21 protein-coding genes are annotated in these 18182 nt (G+C 38.5%); 12 read left to right on the top strand and 9 right to left on the bottom strand.

The window, feature by feature from the left end; genetic code table 11:
• Position 1 precedes the first annotated feature (1 nt).
• The 8 genes from NBC122_RS01425 to NBC122_RS01395 all read right to left on the bottom strand — a co-directional run bounded on the left by NBC122_RS01425 (position 2) and on the right by NBC122_RS01395 (position 6034).
• Positions 2-1009 (bottom strand): vWA domain-containing protein, encoded by a 1008-nt coding sequence (locus tag NBC122_RS01425; protein ID WP_133438668.1) that lies wholly within the window; start codon positions 1007-1009, stop codon positions 2-4.
• Positions 1010-1125: 116 nt separating this feature from the next.
• Positions 1126-1335: a hypothetical protein gene (locus NBC122_RS01420; protein ID WP_133438667.1), complete on the bottom strand. Its 210-nt coding sequence runs from the start codon at positions 1333-1335 to the stop codon at positions 1126-1128.
• 7 nt (positions 1336-1342) lie between these two features.
• Positions 1343-2350 carry a vWA domain-containing protein gene (locus NBC122_RS01415; protein ID WP_394345889.1) on the bottom strand — a complete coding sequence of 336 codons (1008 nt, stop codon included), beginning with the start codon at positions 2348-2350 and terminating at the stop codon, positions 1343-1345.
• A 2-nt stretch (positions 2351-2352) separates the two neighbouring features.
• Positions 2353-3249, bottom strand: coding sequence for a BatD family protein (locus NBC122_RS01410; protein WP_133438666.1), 897 nt, complete (start codon positions 3247-3249; stop codon positions 2353-2355).
• Positions 3250-3252: 3 nt separating this feature from the next.
• The gene (locus NBC122_RS14475) at positions 3253-3489 is read right to left on the bottom strand and encodes a Fic family protein (protein ID WP_221343585.1); all 237 of its coding nucleotides are present in this window, start codon (positions 3487-3489) and stop codon (positions 3253-3255) included.
• A gap of 12 nt (positions 3490-3501) precedes the next feature.
• Positions 3502-4077: a virulence RhuM family protein gene (locus NBC122_RS01405; protein ID WP_221343584.1), complete on the bottom strand. Its 576-nt coding sequence runs from the start codon at positions 4075-4077 to the stop codon at positions 3502-3504.
• Position 4078: 1 nt separating this feature from the next.
• A complete protein-coding gene (locus NBC122_RS01400) occupies positions 4079-4942 on the bottom strand; it encodes a DUF58 domain-containing protein (protein WP_133438665.1) in 864 nt (287 codons plus the stop codon).
• 87 nt (positions 4943-5029) lie between these two features.
• Positions 5030-6034, bottom strand: coding sequence for an AAA family ATPase (locus NBC122_RS01395; protein WP_133438664.1), 1005 nt, complete (start codon positions 6032-6034; stop codon positions 5030-5032).
• A 289-nt stretch (positions 6035-6323) separates the two neighbouring features.
• On the opposite strand from NBC122_RS01395, the gene NBC122_RS01390 reads away from it, so the two are divergent.
• From NBC122_RS01390 to NBC122_RS01370, 5 genes are all read left to right on the top strand, one after another.
• The gene (locus NBC122_RS01390) at positions 6324-6794 is read left to right on the top strand and encodes a DinB family protein (RefSeq protein ID WP_133438663.1); all 471 of its coding nucleotides are present in this window, start codon (positions 6324-6326) and stop codon (positions 6792-6794) included.
• Positions 6795-6863: 69 nt separating this feature from the next.
• The gene (rlmB, locus tag NBC122_RS01385) at positions 6864-7601 is read left to right on the top strand and encodes a 23S rRNA (guanosine(2251)-2'-O)-methyltransferase RlmB (RefSeq protein ID WP_133438662.1); all 738 of its coding nucleotides are present in this window, start codon (positions 6864-6866) and stop codon (positions 7599-7601) included.
• A gap of 78 nt (positions 7602-7679) precedes the next feature.
• Entirely contained in the window at positions 7680-8129 is a 450-nt protein-coding gene (locus tag NBC122_RS01380) for a hypothetical protein (RefSeq protein WP_133438661.1), read from the top strand.
• 29 nt (positions 8130-8158) lie between these two features.
• Complete coding sequence (locus NBC122_RS01375) at positions 8159-8668, top strand: nitroreductase family protein (protein WP_133438660.1); 510 nt, start codon at positions 8159-8161, stop codon at positions 8666-8668.
• A gap of 59 nt (positions 8669-8727) precedes the next feature.
• Positions 8728-9012, top strand: a complete 285-nt coding sequence (locus tag NBC122_RS01370) for a TM2 domain-containing protein (protein WP_133438659.1) — start codon at positions 8728-8730, stop codon at positions 9010-9012.
• A 52-nt stretch (positions 9013-9064) separates the two neighbouring features.
• On the opposite strand, the gene hemB is transcribed toward NBC122_RS01370, so the two are convergent.
• Positions 9065-10057 carry a porphobilinogen synthase gene (gene hemB / locus NBC122_RS01365; protein ID WP_133438658.1) on the bottom strand — a complete coding sequence of 331 codons (993 nt, stop codon included), beginning with the start codon at positions 10055-10057 and terminating at the stop codon, positions 9065-9067.
• 122 nt (positions 10058-10179) lie between these two features.
• On the opposite strand from hemB, the gene NBC122_RS01360 reads away from it, so the two are divergent.
• From NBC122_RS01360 to NBC122_RS01330, 7 genes are all read left to right on the top strand, one after another.
• On the top strand, positions 10180-10536 hold the full coding sequence (locus NBC122_RS01360; RefSeq protein WP_246012413.1) for a T9SS type A sorting domain-containing protein: 357 nt from the start codon (positions 10180-10182) through the stop codon (positions 10534-10536).
• A gap of 102 nt (positions 10537-10638) precedes the next feature.
• A complete protein-coding gene (locus NBC122_RS01355; RefSeq protein WP_133438657.1) occupies positions 10639-11901 on the top strand; it encodes an NAD(P)/FAD-dependent oxidoreductase in 1263 nt (420 codons plus the stop codon).
• Positions 11898-12572, top strand: coding sequence for a tRNA (guanosine(37)-N1)-methyltransferase TrmD (trmD, locus tag NBC122_RS01350; protein ID WP_133438656.1), 675 nt, complete (start codon positions 11898-11900; stop codon positions 12570-12572). Before NBC122_RS01355 ends, trmD begins: the two co-directional genes overlap by 4 nt.
• Before the next feature lie 61 nt (positions 12573-12633).
• Positions 12634-13590: an endonuclease/exonuclease/phosphatase family protein gene (locus NBC122_RS01345; RefSeq protein WP_133438655.1), complete on the top strand. Its 957-nt coding sequence runs from the start codon at positions 12634-12636 to the stop codon at positions 13588-13590.
• Between the two features lie 40 nt (positions 13591-13630).
• Positions 13631-14101, top strand: coding sequence for an Lrp/AsnC ligand binding domain-containing protein (locus NBC122_RS01340; RefSeq protein ID WP_133438654.1), 471 nt, complete (start codon positions 13631-13633; stop codon positions 14099-14101).
• Positions 14102-14267: 166 nt separating this feature from the next.
• On the top strand, positions 14268-15266 hold the full coding sequence (gene deoC, locus NBC122_RS01335; RefSeq protein ID WP_133438653.1) for a deoxyribose-phosphate aldolase: 999 nt from the start codon (positions 14268-14270) through the stop codon (positions 15264-15266).
• A 303-nt stretch (positions 15267-15569) separates the two neighbouring features.
• Entirely contained in the window at positions 15570-17963 is a 2394-nt protein-coding gene (locus NBC122_RS01330; RefSeq protein ID WP_133438652.1) for an aldehyde dehydrogenase family protein, read from the top strand.
• Positions 17964-18182: the final 219 nt, after the last annotated feature.

Raw genomic sequence — 18182 nt, 5'->3', positions numbered from 1 at the left:
ATCAAATATTGAAGTCGCGTTTAGGATTTGCCAGAAAAATAATCAGAAATAAAAGAATTGAAGCTGCCAGAAAATACTGATAATAATGAATTGCATTATTGGATTTCACCATTGTTTCGGAAGAAGCTGCGCTTTTACGCAACCCATCAATGATTTGAGTAGTTGCATTTTCGAGGTTATTTCCGTCCACATAGGTTCCGTTCGTTTGGTTTGCCATATTTTTTAAGGCCAGCGTTTCTCTTTTAGAAATCACAGTTTGTCCCGCTCTGTCGGTTTTGTAACCCATCAACTGACCGAACACATACTCCGGTATCGGTGCGCCTTCTTCGGAACCGATTCCTACGGTGATCACAGAGATCCCTTCTTTGGAAGCTAATTTTGCCGCTGGTTTTTCATTGCTTTCATTGTCTTCGCCATCACTTAGCAGAACGGCCTGGCGTGCACCTTTCGGAATGTTTCTGAACTTGTCTGCAACCGTTTGCATTGCTTTTAAAAAGTCTGTTCCCTGTGTTTTCACGATATTGGTTTCTACGCCGCCCAGATAGGTTTCTACTGCCGTGAAATCTGTAGTTAAAGGCATTATCGAACTTGCGTCACCGGCGAAAACAACAATTCCCACTTTGTCGTTTTTCATTTTTTCCATCGTGTTGATGATGATGTTTTTCGCTTCGTCTAAACGGTTGGGCGCAACATCCTGAGCATTCATCGAATTAGAAACATCGAGCAGGAAAATAACGTTGTTCATTTTTTGTTTGCTCTTTACTTCTTCCGAACCGCTCAGCAGATCTACGATTGCTAATACTAAAAATAATGTCGCCAATAAATAAAGAACCGGTAGCACTTTTGTAAAACCTGAATTTTTTTCAAATAATTCTTCCTGAAATCTTGCTTCGGCAAAGATTTTCTTCCGCTGGTTTTTCCATTTGATATAGGCAATCATGATGATTCCCAGCAGCGGCAAAAGCAGCAACAGTATTAAATAGAGGTTATTTCCTAAAGTCCAGTTCATATTTTGTTTTTGGAATGTTGAAACGGTCTGATTTTTATTAAATGCTCAGCAGTGACAAAATTTTTATATTTATTTTTTCTTAATGCAACAAGTAATTTTCTTTCATTGAAGGATTTTTAAATAATTTTTTCTCCAAATATTATTATTAAAGGCTTTTGTTTGTATTCCTTTTTGCAGTTTCCTTTGAAAAACAAACTGCCTGAAGTTCTAGCCCCGATGGGAACGGCATCCCCAAAAGCGGTGGCATTGCTGCTGCTTGGGATATAGTGGACAGCGGGACCACTCTCGGGATAAGCGAAAATCTTCTTGCTCCTAAAAATACTCATTTCTTTTCTAACTTAAAAATTTATAGAAAACCCAGCGCAACAGCGCGTCAACCAACAAAACGGCTAAGGCAATCCACAGAAAGTTTCGGAAGTATTCTTGGTAATTATAGAGTTTGGTGGTTTTCAGTTCTGACTTTTCCAGTTTGTTTATTTCGTTGTACACTTCTTCTAAGCTTTGGTTGGAAGAGGCACGGAAGTACTTTCCACCGGTTGTTTGCGCAATTTCCCGAAGAACGGGTTCGTCGATTTGAACTTCGGCTTCGGTGAAAATCAAATCGCCAAAAAGATCCTGTTGGGTCGGCATCAAAGCATAACCGTTGGTTCCGATTCCGATGGAATAGACTTTTATCCCGTTGCTGCGTGCCAATTCGGCGGCGACTTGCGGCGGCATTGCATTTTCCACATTGCTGACACCGTCCGTCATCAGAATGATTATTTTCGATTTTGCTTTGCTGTTTTTCAAATGGGCGACTGCTACAGAAAGTCCTTCACCGATTGCGGTTCCCGGTGTCAGTTCTGAAGTGCTGAGATGATCCAGCTCATCGATCACCACGGCGTGATCAGAAGTCACGGGTACTTTGGTAAATGCTTCGCCGGCGTAAGTTACCAAGCCGATTCTGTCGCCAGGCCGGCTGTTGACGAATTTTTTGGCAATGCTTTGAAGCGCCATCAAACGGTCGGGTTCTAAATCTTTCGCCAGCATACTCAGGGAAACATCCACTGAAAGCATGATGTCGATTCCTTTGCTGTCATCCTGATCCTGCGAAATGGTAAATGTACGCGGTCTTGCCATCGCAATGATTAGGCAGGAAAGAATAAGGTATTTTGAGATCTTCAGCAGGAACAGAACGAAGTGAATCGATTTGTTTTCCTGCATATTTTGAGTAGAAGGAACAGTGATTCCGGAGCGTTTTTTATTGTGTAAGTCGCGGATAATCAGTGGGATGAAAGTCACAAACAGCAATAAGAACCACGGGCTGTATAATTCGAAATTTAAAAAATCCAGTGTCATCATTTTTATACTCCAGTTCTTAGTTGTTCGGCTTCCAAATCCTTGGAAGACCTTTTTACGAAAGCTTTCATCTGATCGAAATCGTCCTGCATATTTTGTTGATCAGGGAAAACTTTTGCGAATTTCACGAGATCTCCTCTCAAGAAAATGTCTTCTATTGTTTTCTCATTTTCTTGAGAAATGGTGTTGTTTAATTTGATGACATCTATTAAATCGTCGGTCAGCAAAACATCGGCAGGGATTTTATATTGTTTGGTGATGAAATTCCGAGTTATATCTATTAGTTCTACATAGAACAACCGGTAATTTCCGTTTTCGATGTAATTTTTCTTTTTCAACTTATCTAATTCTCTCAGTGTTTGGTTGGTCATCACGACCGGATCAGATTTTTTCCGTCTGCCATATTTAATGAGTTGATGAATAATGAAAATTAACGCCAATATAATAAATACTCCTAAAATATACCATTTGTACATTTGCCAGTAATCCTGCACGCCGAGATCGACCTCTTTGTTTTTCATGATATCATTGATCTGATCGCCTTTTTGAGCAGTATTAATGACTTCAACATCGTAAGGAATGGTTTTTAGAAGTTTACCGTTAATTCTAAAATCGAGCGCAGGAATGGTGAATTTCCCTTCATCATAAACGGCAAATTCAATGACACGGTCATAGGTGTCAACCTGCTTATTAATGCTGTCTTTTATTTCTTCAAAATGAAAAGGGAGCAGTTCATTTTTGGGAGCAGACAAAACATCTTTGGCCTGCAGATTAGAAATATGAATGTGCAAAGTCCCAGGTTCACCTAGAACCAAAGTGGTTTTGTCGAGTTTGGAACTCAATGTTTGCGAAAATGCGAAAACACTGAGAAATGCGAATAAGATTAAAAATGTTTTTTTCAACTCTTAATTGTTTTTATTAATGAGATTTACCACTACTTTCACCATGGTGTCTTTTTCTTCTGATTTGCTTTGCGCAATCATTAAAGTTAATGCGACTAAAGTATTGTTTTCCAGTAATTTGTCTCCGCTTTTTCTGTACAGTAGTTCGTTGTTTGAAAGAAACCATAAAAATAAGAAAGCGGCAATTCTTTTGTTTCCGTCACTGAACGAATGATTTTTTGTTACCAAATATAAAAACATCGCTGCTTTTTCTTAATTTGCTTTAAATTCTTTTTTCTGTGAAATATTTTCAATTTCTAAAATTTGGTTGTCATACTTATCCAGTGTGTCCAGGCCATAAGTATAATCTTTAATAATCCTTAAAACACCTTTGGCTTCATCATTAGAAATTACTTTGTTTTCCAGTGAATCAGATAATATTTTCACCATCGAACTTAGATTATCCAATTGCTGTTTCGTTGCTTTTTCGTTAATTGAATAGCCTTTAATTAAATAATTTTTAAGAACAGAATTAGCCCAAATTCTGAATTGTATTCCACTTCGGGATTTCACGCGATAACCAACGGAAATAATGACATCGAGATTATAAAATTCTGTCTGATAAATTTTTCCGTCGGAAGCAGTTGTCGCAAATTTTGCGACAACTGAATATTCATTTAGTTCCTCTTTAATAGCATTATTAATATGTTTTCCAATTGTTTTCACATCTCTGTCAAACAGCAGAGACATTTGCTTGCGATTTAGCCACACCGTTTCGTCTTCCAGTTTCACATCGATGGCAGTTTCGCCGTTTTGGCTTTTGTAAATTATTATTTCGCCCTTATGCATTCTATTTTTTCCTGAAATACTGATACAGAAATTTAGAATAATCTTCGCCGGTATTCATATTGATAAATCCTGCGGAAGAACTTTCAAAATCTTCGGTTACGTTTCTTACTTTTTGTTTTTGGTGTTCTGCAAAATCGTAGCGCCATCTGGCATTAGAGGTATTTGCCCAAATTTGTTTTCCGGTTTCTGCATCTTTAAAAAGGGCATATCCGACATCGGGGATTTCGTTGTCTTTTTCATCATAAACTCTTAAGCCTAATAATTGATGTTTTCGCGAGGCAACTCTCAGCATTTTCAAATCATAAGAATCTTCAAAATCAGAGAACATGAAAATCAGCGATTTTTTTTTGAAAACACTCATCATATATTCAAGAGCTTTGTCAATTTTGGCTTCTGCCGGAATATATTCTGCGGATAAGATATTGCTTATAATAGCCAAAATATGTTTACGTCCTTTTTGCGGCGGAATTACTTTGTACACTTTATCGGCAAATAAAATCAAACCCACTTTGTCATTATTTCCGGCGGCAGAAAATCCTAAACTTGCGGCGATTTCAGCGACGAATTCCCGTTTCAACTGAGTTTGTGTGCCGTAATTCATGGAGGCAGAAATATCGACTAAAAGCATTAAGGTTAATTCCCGCTCTTCTTCCATCACTTTTACAAACGGTTCGCGGAAACGGGCGGTTTTATTCCAGTCGATTCTTCGGATTTCATCACCAAACTGGTAAGGACGGACTTCTGAAAAAGTCATTCCCTGACCTTTGAAAGCACTGTGGTATTGACCCATCAAAGTTGCTTCGGACTTTTTTTTGGTCCGGATTTCAATTTGTTTTACTTTTTTTATGATGTCTTTGATTTCCATAAAAATGAATCAATATAATAATTGATCAATGTAACACTTACCCTAAATTATTAAGTAAACAGTTACACTGATTTGTTGTTGCCCTAGTTAAGGCGCTTGAATTTTACCCAGGATTTTTTCTATAATTTCATCAGCGGTAATTTCTTCGGCTTCGGCTTCAAAACTCAATCCGATACGGTGACGAAGAACGTCTTTTGCTATTTCTTTCACATCTTCCGGAATTACGAAAGCGCGGTTTTTCAAGAAAGCCATCGCTCGTGCTGCAATTGACAAATTGATGGAAGCTCTCGGCGAGGCACCGAAACTGATATAGCTTTTTAAGTCAGAAAGTCCGTATTGATCTGGGAAACGGGTCGCAAAAACCATATCCAGAATATATTTTTCAATTTTCTCATCCAGATAAATCTGATTGATTAATTTCTTGGCTTCGGTTACATTTTCTAAGGTAATGACCGGGCGGATTTCCGGGGAATGTCCACTGGCAATCATTTTCATGATTGTTCTCTCGTCTTCAAAATTCGGATAAGTAATGGTGCATTTCAGCATAAAACGGTCGCTTTGCGCCTCCGGCAAAAGATAAGTTCCTTCCTGATCAATCGGGTTTTGGGTGGCCAAAACGAGAAAGGGTTTTGGGAGTGGCATTGTTTCATCGCCGATGGTTACCTGCTTTTCCTGCATCGCTTCCAAGAGCGCCGACTGAACTTTTGAAGGAGCACGGTTGATCTCATCTGCCAAAACAAAGTTGGCGAAAATTGGTCCTTTTTTTATAGAAAAATCATTGTCTTTAATACTGTAAATCATTGTTCCCACTACATCTGCAGGTAATAGATCAGGAGTAAACTGTATGCGGGAAAAAGCGCCGTGCACGGCATCTGCCAACGTCTTTATCGCTAAAGTTTTTGCCAAACCGGGAACACCTTCCAACAGAACGTGACCATTTCCCAGAAGACCGATTAATAAACGGTCTACCATATATTCCTGTCCGATAATTGCTTTGTTGATTTCCTGTTTTAAAAGAGTGAAAAAGTAATTCTGTTCTCTTACTTTTTCGGTTAGCTGTCTGATATCTTCAGCTTGGTTGAGTTCTGACATAGTGTTTGTAGAATTTAAAGTGTAAATTTCCAATAAATACGCAGACCAGTCAACACAATTAATGCCAACGGTGCGTTAAAGTTTGTTAAACATGAGAATGTGAAATTTCACTCGCAAAAGAGAGGCTGTTTTATAGTAAGGAAGAAATGGCAAACAGATACAGTTTAAAATGGATTTTTAATTCTTTGTTTTCCAAGGAAGAACCCTGAATGTCTATTCATGAAACTCGGCGAAATTCTTGTCATTTTCAGTTAATTAACCTATTTTTGGCCATTAAAATAATCGCAAAATGAATTATCATTTTCAGGCACACCGTCAAGTTCGCCGAAATCTTTTAGAAATCCTGCAAAATACCTCTAATAAAGATTTGTTGCTGATTCCTGATGGTTTCAACAATAATATTTATTGGAACATCGCACACACGGTGGCGACGCAGCAATTATTGCATTATTATCTGAGCGGGAATCCTTTTCGGATCGATAAATACTGGATAGAAACCTACAAAAAAGGCACCCTTCCTAATTTGGATGTGCAGCAGTCAGAAATTGATGATCTGGCTTATCTGCTGACGGAAACTTCCAAAGTTTTAATGAAAGATTATGATGATGATTTTTTTCCCGATTATACTTCTTATACGACCAGTTTTGGGTTGGATTTAAAGAATATTCAGGACGCTATTATTTTCAACAATATGCACGAAAGCTTGCATCTGGGATATGCGATGGCTCAAAAGAGAGCGATTCTGGGTGAGCAGTTTTAAAATAAAACGGTTCCGATTTCAAGGGAAGGAACGCAAAGAAAACCTTGAATTTTAACTTTTAAAGAACTTATGAAAGAAGATTTTATATTTGGGTTACGCCCAGTAATTGAAGCAATTGAAGCCGGAAAAACCGTTGATAAAGTATTTTTGCAGAATGCTTTGCAGGGAGATATTTATTATGAACTGAAAAATCTTTTGGCGAAACACAAAATCAGACCGAATTATGTTCCGATCGAAAAACTGAATCGCTTTACCAGAAAGAATCATCAAGGTGTTGTTGCTTTTATTTCAGATGTTCCTTTTCATTCGATTGAAAATATATTGCCCGAAATTTTTGAATCCGGAAAAACGCCGTTTCTTTTAATTTTGGATCGGTTAACGGATGTTAGAAATTTTGGAGCAATCTGCAGAACCGCAGAATGCGCCGGAGTTGACGCTGTGATTATTCCGGAAAAAGGAGGAGCGCCAATGAATTCAGATGCGATTAAAACTTCTGCCGGCGCGATGTATAATATTAAAATCTGTAAAGAAAAAAACTTAAGTCATACCGTTGATTTCCTTCAGCAATCCGGCGTTCAGGTTTTTTCTGCGACAGAAAAAGCACAGAAATTATACTACGATGTGGATTTTACCCAGCCGTGTGCCATCGTTATGGGAAATGAAGAAACCGGAATTTCTAAAGAGGTTCTGCATCATTCCGATGAAAAAATAAAACTTCCGATGGAAGGTAAAACCCAGTCTTTGAATGTCTCTGTAGCCTGTGGGGCTATTCTTTATGAGGCGACCCGCCAGCGAATGAAAATGTAATCTTGCTTTGAGTTGGTAATTGATTTTTGACGATTCTATTTGAGAATATTTTTTACCTTTAAAAAAAATAGAAGTGATATGCAGAAGAATATCATCGTGAAAAGTGAAGTTCGCACTTATGTAAAAGAAATTATTTCGCAAAAAATTCACAAGCTTGAGAATTTTATGGAATTCACTCTGGAGGCAAGCCGGGAGGTAAAAAAAACTTCTAAGTATGATTCTATTCGGGAAGAAATGCAGGAAGAAATTTATCAGATGCAAAAGCAAATGGCTTCATTAAAGGATTTGCAAAGGAATTTATCTAAAATTTCAGATTATCCTTCGGAGAGAATTCAGCTGGGATCTATTGTTTTTACCAACAAAGCGCGATTTTATATTTCTGTTTCCCTTGGAGAGTTTTTCTTTGAAGGAGACCGGTTTTATGCGATTTCTGAAGAAAGCCCGATGGCGAAAATGATGTTCGGAAAACAGGTTGGAGATTCTTTTACGCTCAATAATATCAGCCAGGTTATCGAACAGGTCTGGTAATTTTTAATTAAAATTAATTTAACAAATCAATGGACAACGCAGAAATATTAAAAAACATTATAGAAAAAAGAAGAAGCATTTTCCCTAAATCCTATTCCACAGAGGAAATTGAGGAAGAGGTTCTTGCTGAAATTGTGAATTCTGCGAATTTTGCGCCAAGTCACAAGCGGACAAAACCGTGGAGGTTAAAAGTTTTTCGTGGTGAGGAAAAAAATCAGTTAGGAGAAAAATTGGCAGAAATCTACAAGCAGACAGCTAATCCTGAAGCTTTTCTGGAAAAGAAGTATCTGGATATTTCTGACAAAGTGGCAAAGTCTGCTGCGATCGTTACTATTTGTGTTAATTTCAGTGGTTTAGTTCCGGAATGGGAAGAAATAGCTGCAACGGCGATGGCTGTTCAGAATATGTATCTTACTGCAACTGCTCATGAAGTTGGTTGTTACTGGAGTACGCCGGGAATGATTAATCATCTGAACGGTTTTCTGGGCTTAGATGAAAATCAGAAATGTATCGGTTTATTTTATCTGGGGAAAATATAATTCGATTGTAACTTTGGGAGTTTTTGAGTGACTTATAGTTAAACTAAGAAATTAATTATATGGAAACTTACGGTTATAATCATCCTCAATCGTCGCAAAATCCGAACAATTATCGTTCAGAGAAAAAATTGGCTGCCGGACTTTTAGGCTTATTGCTTAGTCCATTTGCAGCGAATAAATTTTACCTGGGATATATAAAGGAGGGAATTATTCAGGTTATTTTAAATATCTGCACTTGTGGAGTAGCAACAGTCATTCCTTTTATCGAAGGGATTATTTATCTTACCATGAGTGATGAACAGTTCGATCGGACTTATGTTCAAAATAAAAAGCCTTGGTTTTAAAACAGAAAGAACTTCCGGTATTGAAGTTCTTTCTGTTTGTATTTAAATTCTTTTACTGATTCAATAAAATCGCGGCTTCTTTTGCAGCATACGTAAATATCATGTCTGCTCCGGCGCGTTTGATGCAGGTTAAACTTTCGATAATGGCTTTGTCATTATCCAGCCAGCCATTTTGTGCGGCCGCTTTTAACATTGCGTATTCTCCGCTCACATTGTATACTGCAATTGGTAAATCGATTGCTTCGCGAACTTTGGCAACGATATCCAGATAGGGCATTCCCGGTTTGATCATGATAATATCTGCACCTTCCGCAACATCTTTTAAAACTTCATCAATGGCTTCTCTGGAATTATGAAAATCCATCTGATACGTTTTTTTATCTTTCGGAACATCCTGATTATCTACGGGTGCTGAATCTAAAGCACTTCTGAATGGGCCGTAAAATGAACTTGCATATTTCGCAGCGTAGCTTAAAATTCCCACATCGGTAAAACCGTTTTCTTCGAGACCTGTTCTGATTGCTGCAACTCTGCCGTCCATCATGTCGCTCGGTGCAATAATATCTGCTCCCGCTTCCGCACAGGAAACCGACATTTTCACCAGAGATTCGTTGGTGGCATCGTTATCGATTTTACCGTTGGTGACAATTCCGTCGTGACCGTACATTGAATAGGGATCCAAAGCAACATCAGGCATGATGACCATTCCGGGAACGGCATCTTTAATTGCTTTAATGGTATTTTGCATTAAACCGTTTGGATTCCATGACTCTTTTCCGGTGTTGTCTTTCAAATCTTCAGAAACTTTCATGTACAGATTCACCGCTTTAACACCGAGGGAAAATAGTTCCTGACATTCCTTCACGGTAAGATCTAAAGTCCGCCTGAAAATTCCTGGCATGGAGGATATCGGTTCTTGTCTGTTGATGCCTTCCATCACAAAAATCGGCATTACAAAATCACTGGTCGTAAGGGTAGTTTCCTGAACTAACGCTCTGATAGCGGCGTTTGTTCTTAATCTTCGGTTTCTGGAATAGATGATCATATTTTGGAATAGTATTTGATTTATAGACTGCAAATTTAAATATAGTTTTGCATAAAAGCTATTGTATTTCAAATAGAATTCCTTAGTTTTGTAAGGATATCGTTAAAATAAAATTATTATAGGTGAAAAATTTATTGTTTTTAGTAATATTGGTCGGCAGTTTAACAGTTTTTTCGGGAAAAATTTCCGCTCAGTCTGTTGATCGGGTTTCGATGGTAACCAGTCAGAAATCAGATGATGGTGTTATTGTCGCGTACCCTAATCCTGCCCGGGATTTTATTTTCGTAAAATCAAAAGATGCCTTTTTGAAAATAAAATCTGTTACTTTTTATTCTATATTAGGAATGCAGGTGGCAGAATATCAGATTAATAAAAATTCTGAAGAGATTCGTTTAGATAAGCTCAGACCGGGTAAATACCTGATGAGATATGTCTTAAGTGACAATACTCAGCAAGTCACGCAAATCGTAAAACAATAAAATATCATCCTTGGAATTTCTTCAAGGATTTTTTTTTTTCGCAGATCTTATATATGAAGCCAATCTATAGGCTTTGATAAAAAATTACTTAATTTTGTACCAATGGAAGCACGCGAAAAAATAGTAATTATTGGTGGTGGTTTTGCCGGACTTCAATTGGCGAAATCCCTTAATAATAAAAGAAAAAAAGTGATGGTCATCGACAAGGTGAATCATCACATGTTTCAGCCGCTTTTCTACCAGGTAGCTTGCGGGCGGATTGAACCCAGTAATATTTCTTTTCCTTTCAGGAAGATTTTTCAACGCTCCCGCAATATTCAGTTCCGGCTCACCGAAGTTCAGCGGATTATTCCTGAACAAAATAAAATTGTGACCCAGGAGGGAGAATTCACCTATGATAAACTGGTGATTGCTTCAGGTTGCAAAACCAATTTCTTTGGCAATGATAAAATGGAGCATTTGACTTTCGGAATGAAAAACACCCAGGAAGCAATTGCGATTAGAAATCACGTTTTATTGACGTTTGAGAAATTAATTATCGAAAGAAAACGCAGCGATGACGGAAACTGGAATATCGTTATCGTAGGAAGCGGGCCCACAGGAGTAGAGTTGGCAGGTGCTTTTGCAGAAATGAAGAAAGATATTCTTCCCCGCGATTATCCTCACATGAATTTTGATGATCTGAAAATCATTTTAATAAGTTCTACAGAAATGCCACTGGGGGTGATGAGTGAAGAAGCCCAGGAAAAATCTGCCCAATATCTGAAAGAGCTCGGAGTCGTTTTCCTGAAAGGGGAAATGGTCACAGATTATGACGGTGACAAAGTTTTCATGAAAAGTGGAAAAACAATTCCATCAAATAATGTAATTTGGGCCGCCGGAGTTACCGGAAATATTATCGATGGTTTGAATCCCGGAATTATAGTCAGAAACAGATTCAAAACAGACCGCTACAACAGAATTGTAGGGTACGGCAATATCTTCGCTATTGGAGATATCGCTTACATGGAAACACCGCTGTATCCGGCAGGTCACCCGCAGGTAGCCAATGTTGCGATTAATCAGGGGAAGAACTTGGCTAAAAACTTCCTTAAAACTTCTGAAAAAGATTGGCAACAATATGAGTATAAAGATCAGGGAAGTTTAGCAACGATAGGGAAACACCGGGCTGTGGTCGACTTACCACATTTCAAATTCCAAGGTTTTTTTGCCTGGTATTTTTGGATGTTTTTACACTTGATGCTTATTTTAAGTGTCCGGAATAAACTGGCGGTTTTCTTCAACTGGATGTGGAGTTATATTAACAGAGATTCATCATTAAGGTTGATAATTATTCCTAATAAAAAGAACAATACGGAACAATGAGAATAGATATTATAAGTGTTTTACCGGAATTAATGGAAAGTCCTTTTCAGGCTTCAATTCTGAAAAGAGCAATGCAGAAAGGTTTGGCAGAAGTGCATTTTCATCAGTTAAGAGACTGGAGCACCGGAAAACACAGACAGATCGATGACGAACCTTATGGCGGGGGGGCCGGAATGGTGATGATGATTGAGCCTATCGATAAATGTATTTCGGAATTAAAAACCCAGAGAAATTACGATGAAATTATCTATCTTACCCCTGATGGTGAGACTTTAACTCAAAAAATTGCCAATATGCTTTCCATCAAAAATAATCTCATTTTTCTGTGTGGTCATTATAAAGGGATTGATCAGCGGGTCCGCGATCTGCATATTACAAAAGAGATTTCTATCGGTGACTATGTTCTTACCGGCGGCGAGTTGGCAGCATGCGTTTTAGCAGATGCGGTTATTCGGTTATTACCCGGCGTTTTAAATGATGAACAGTCTGCATTAACCGACAGTTTTCAGGACAACTTACTCTCCCCGCCGATCTACACAAGACCTTCGGAATACAAAGGATTGAAGGTTCCCGATATTTTACTGAGCGGAAACTCAAAAAAAATCGAAGACTGGCAGCATGAAGAAGCATTGAGAATAACGATTGAAAGGAGACCGGATATTTTAGATTAAATTAAACACAATCAATATTCTGTGCTATTTATAATGATAAAAAAAGCAGTTGATTTTTAGGATGGACAGTAAAGATGAAAAGGAACTTATTGCTTTCTACAATGTCGAAAATTTGTTTCGTCCGGATCTTCCGCGCATTCATAAGTTAGACCCTACAGCGTCGGGACTGCAGAACTGGGACGAAAGAAAATACCGGAACAAACTTTCTAAAATTGCACAGGTTTTTCAGTTAATATCGGAAAGTGAACATTCTTTGCCCATGTTGATTGGCATATCCGAAGTTCAGGGGAAAAAGCCGTTAGAAGAATTGGTGAAATTAGACCCGTTTAATTCCAGTTACGGAATCGTGCATTACGAATCAATGGATGAAAGAGGAGTAGATGTGGCGCTTTTATATGACAAAAGTAAAATCGAAATTATTTATTCCGAACCTATTTCCTATCTCTTTGCAGTCGAAAATAAAGAATCAGAATATTATGATACGACCAGAGATGTTCTGTTTTGTAAAGTGAAATATTTGAATGTTCTGATGAATGTCTTTGTCCTTCACCTCCCGTCGAAAAGAGAAAAAGATATCAATAAACCCAAGCGGGAATATATCCTTAAAGATCTGAACGAAAAGATTTCAAAATTAATTTCAGGCACTGAGGAAGCGGTAATCATCTGCGGTGATTTCAACGAAAATCCCGATGAGGAAATGATAAATAATTTTATTTATGACAAAGACTTCAATAAAATTTTAGTGAATCCGTCAGCCGAACTGTTCAAAAATGAAAAATTTTCTACATTTCATTACAAAAATGGCTTACTTTTTGACCAAATGATTTTGTCCGCTGATTTTTTTAATTCCAATTATCCGCTTCTGTTTAAAGATGCAAAAGTTTTCAATCATGACAAATTAAGCAATTGGGATAAAAAATTAGCAGGCCGGCCTTTTAGAACATTCGCTGGTTCAAGATACTTAGGAGGATATAGCGATCATTTTCCTGTCTTGACCGTATTAGTGAAAAACCAGTAAAAGTCTATTGAATAAAATTTAAACCGAAAAATTCTTTAAAATGAAAAATGCAATTAATGCCGAATATCATTTAGATAAGATCGATAAAGATATTATCTATATGTTGATGGATAATGCGAAAACATCTCTTGCTCATATTTCAAAAAACGTGGGGATCTCTACTACAGCAGTCCACCAACGGATAAAAAAACTAGAACAGGCGGGAGTGATAGAGAATTCTATCTCTTTTCTTAATCCCCGAAAAATTGGATTCAAGGTGGTGTCTTTTATTGGAGTCTTTTTAGAGCAACCCAGCCATTATCATGACGCAATCAAAGCACTCAATGAAATTAATGAAGTCGTAGAAGCGCATTATACCACAGGGAATTACACGATATTTCTTAAAGTTTTATGCAGAGACAATGATCACTTGATGGAAATTCTTAATAAAATTCAAAAATTAAAAGGGGTTACCAGAACAGAAACTTTTATCTCTTTAGAGCAAAGTATTGGCAGACAGCTTAAGGTATAGTAAACAGTTGTTGATAACAGGTCATTTATAAAAAGTACACTTCATAGGAAGTGTGCTTTTTTGTTGGCTCTTTTTTCAAAAACCATAACACCCATTTGCAGATAATTGGCTAATTTTACAATCTATAATTAATGCAATTTTATTTTCTAATATAACATCATCATTTATGCAAAAGACATTAGAAAAAAAACAGACCGTTTCTATGCAAAATAGCAGTGAAGTGCGAAATGAAGGCTTATCTTTCAACACCAAATATTTCGATACCATCAATATTAACAGGAGCGCCATCGAAAGACGCGTTGCAACTCTGGGCGGAAGAAGAAGTGTGAAAAAAGAATTTCAGGCAGCCTGGCTTTTAAAGGCAATCTCCATGATTGATTTAACTACGCTTGCCGGAGACGATACCCGCGGAAACGTAATGCGGCTCTGCGAAAAAGCCAAAAATCCCGTTCGCGAAGATTTGCTGGTGAAATTAGGAATGCAGGATGCAAACCTGACGACAGGAGCAGTTTGTGTGTATCACAACTTAATTCCTTACGCAAAAGAAGCGTTGAAAGGAACTTCGATTCCAATCGCAGCCGTTTCTACCGGATTTCCTGCAGGTAAAATTTCCCTTGAAGATAAAATTACAGAAATCAAAAAATCGGTCGCCGCCGGAGCAACAGAAATCGATATCGTTATTTCCAGAGATTTGGTTCTGGAATCAAAGTGGAAAGAACTTTACGACGAAATCAAACTTTGCCGACAAGCTTGTGGCGACGCACACATGAAAACCATTTTGGCAACCGGCGAAATTCCTACCTACACCAAAGTCGCAAAAGCATCTTGGGTCGCCATGATGGCAGGATCAGATTTTATCAAAACCTCCACCGGAAAAGAATCCGTAAACGCAACTTTAGCCGTGAGTCTGGTCATGATCCGATGTATCCGCGATTATTACGAATTAACCGGCGTGAAAGTCGGTTACAAACCTGCTGGCGGAATTCAAAAAGCAAAACAGGCACTCGATTATTTAATTTTGATCAAAGAAGAATTGGGCAACGACTGGTTAACGCCCCATTTGTTCAGATTCGGCGCAAGTTCCCTTTTGGGCGACATCGAGCGGCAGTTGGAACATTACGTAACGGGAAGTTACAGTGCCGGTTTCCGGCACCCGATGGCGTAATTGTCATACTGAGCGAAGTCAAAATGGTTACAGAGCGAAGTCCAAGTAGGGCGCCTTTTTCCGCCCTCCGTTCCCGCTTTCTTGCTCCACTTCGTTGCACAAAAAGAGCTCCACTCAGGTCGGGGCGCAAGTGGGAACCTGATATAAAGAACGATTATAAAAACAAAATACTTAGACTTTCAACAGAGTAGAAATCCAACATTGCTCTTTTAATCTACCGAAAGAAACTGAACGATTGTGTCTTTGTAGTTGAAATTACTGCACCGTCACATCACTAAATCAACACATTATCAAATCAACATAATGGAAATCAAAGAAATATACGACACCATGGTTTACGGTCCAGCTCCAGAAAGCGCAGCTTCTGCTGTGGAATTTTTAGAAAATCATAACAGAAATTTCGACTTATTTATTGGCGGAGAATGGGTAAAACCGCATTCCAAAAAACACATGGATTCCAACAATCCTTCCAATAAAGAATTTTTAGCCAAGATTGCTGAAGCTGACGAAACCGATGTCGACAAAGCCGTGATGGCAGCCAACAGTGCACTTGCAGACTGGGTAGCAATCGGTGGATTCGAACGTGCAAAATATCTGTATGCCATCGCAAGACAAATCCAGAAGCACTCAAGATTGTTTGCGGTTCTTGAAACATTAGACAACGGAAAACCAATTCGTGAAACCCGTGATATCGATATTCCAATTGTAGCCAGACATTTTTACCATCACGCAGGCTGGGCAAAATTGATGGATACCGAATTCCGGGATTATCAGGAAATAGGCGTGGTGGGACAGATTATTCCCTGGAATTTCCCTTTAATGATGCTTTCCTGGAAAGTAGCCCCGGCTTTGGCCATGGGAAATACCATCGTTTTGAAACCTGCAGAATATACCTCTTTAACCGCTTTGCTTTTTGCGGAAATCTGTGAGAAAGTTGGACTTCCAAAAGGGGTTGTAAATATAGTCACGGGAAAAGGAACTGTTGCCGGAAATGCTTTGGTCAATCATAAAGACATTCAGAAAGTGGCTTTCACAGGTTCAACCAAAGTAGGTAAAATATTAAGAACAAATATCGCCGGAACAGGTAAGAAAATATCTCTTGAGTTGGGTGGGAAATCACCATTCATCGTTTTTGAAGATGCAGATTTGGATTCTGCGGTGGAAGGAATTGTAGATGCGATCTGGTTCAATCAGGGACAGGTTTGTTGTGCCGGTTCCAGACTGTTAATTCAGGAATCAGTTTCTGAGGTTTTCTACAAAAAACTTCGTGCAAGAATGGAAACGTTGCGTATCGGCGATCCAATGGACAAAGCGGTTGATATGGGTTCTATCGTAGATCCAATTCAGCTGAAAACCATTAAAGACATGGTTCAAATCGGCATCGATGAAGGCTGTACGATTTATCAGCCAAAAAATGGAATTCCAGAAAACGGCTGGTTTTATCCGCCGACTTTATTTACCGATGTTCCAACAAGCGCTGTGATTGCTCAGGAAGAAATCTTCGGACCGGTTTTGGTCGCGATGACTTTCCGTTCACATTCAGAAGCAGTGGCTTTGGCAAATAATACGAGATATGGTTTGGCATCAAGTGTTTGGACAGAAAATATTAATTTGGCTTTAGATATTGCACCGAAAATAAAAGCAGGAAGCGTTTGGATCAACTGTACCAATCAGTTTGATGCCGCTGCTGGATTTGGTGGGTACCGAGAATCCGGTTTCGGTAGAGAAGGCGGAAAAGAAGGTTTGTATGAATATATGAAACCAAGAGTTGAAGCCGAATTTACCGCAAAACCAATTTTGCCCAAAACTGAAAAACCGAAAGAGGGTAAAAAAGCAAAAAATACTTTGGCAGAAATCAACCGTACGACGAAAATGTATATCGGGGGAAAACAAGCCCGCCCAGATGGTGGTTACAGCACAGAAATCAAAAATGCTTTCGGTGAATATATCGGAGAAGTTTCTGAAGGGAACAGAAAAGATATCAGAAATGCCGTTGAAGCAGCGCACGCCGAAAAATCTTGGGGTGGAATGACCGGTCATGCCAGAGCGCAGGTTCTTTATTATATCGCCGAAAATTTAGCAATTCGTTCAGAAGAATTTGCAGAAAGAATTGTGGAGATGACGAATCAATCTTTAGAATCTGCTCAGGATGAGGTGGAAAAATCAATTGAAAGAATTTATACTTACGCCGCTTATTCCGATAAATATGATGGCGCAGCGCATTCTACCGTTCAAAGAATGGTTACTTTAGCAATGCCCGAAGCAATCGGTGTAATGGCAATTGTTTGTCCGGAAGAAAATCCGTTGTTAGGATTTATTTCAACGGTAATTCCGGCAATTGCGATGGGAAACAGGGTAGTGGTCATTCCATCTGAAAAGCAGCCATTTTCAGCCACCGATTTTTATCAGATTTTAGAAACCTCTGATGTTCCTGCCGGAACGGTGAATATTGTAACCGGTCCAAAAGAGGAATTAGCCAATGAACTCGCGAAACATTATAATGTGGAAGGAATTTGGTATTTCGGAACTCAGGAAGGAAGCAAAAATGTCGAATTACTTTCCACCGATTCCATGAAACGTTCGTGGGTGAATTTTGGAAAACACAGAAACTGGCTGAATCCAAAACATGGTGAAGGTCAGGAGTTTTTAAGACACGCGACAGAAATTAAAAATATCTGGATTCCTTATGGAGCATAAAGCTTAAGCGCTGTTACAGCTTAGAGCTCTAACAGCGCTCACAAAAAGCCACGAAACCACGAAGTTTTTCGTGGTTTTTTTTTATTTGAAAGAAATCTGTGCAATCTGAAAATGTTACTTCTCAAATTAAAATTAAAATTTTAACCATTAAGAAAAGTGAAGGAATTAAGTTCATTAAAATTTCTTCCGGAAATTGTTTTGTGGAAAGTAACCCGTTCC

Source organism: Chryseobacterium salivictor (assembly GCF_004359195.1).
Taxonomy (GTDB): Bacteria; Bacteroidota; Bacteroidia; order Flavobacteriales; family Weeksellaceae; genus Kaistella; species Kaistella salivictor.
The sequence above is the reverse complement of the archived record's forward strand: the minus strand, read 5'-3'. Positions and strand labels throughout refer to the sequence as shown.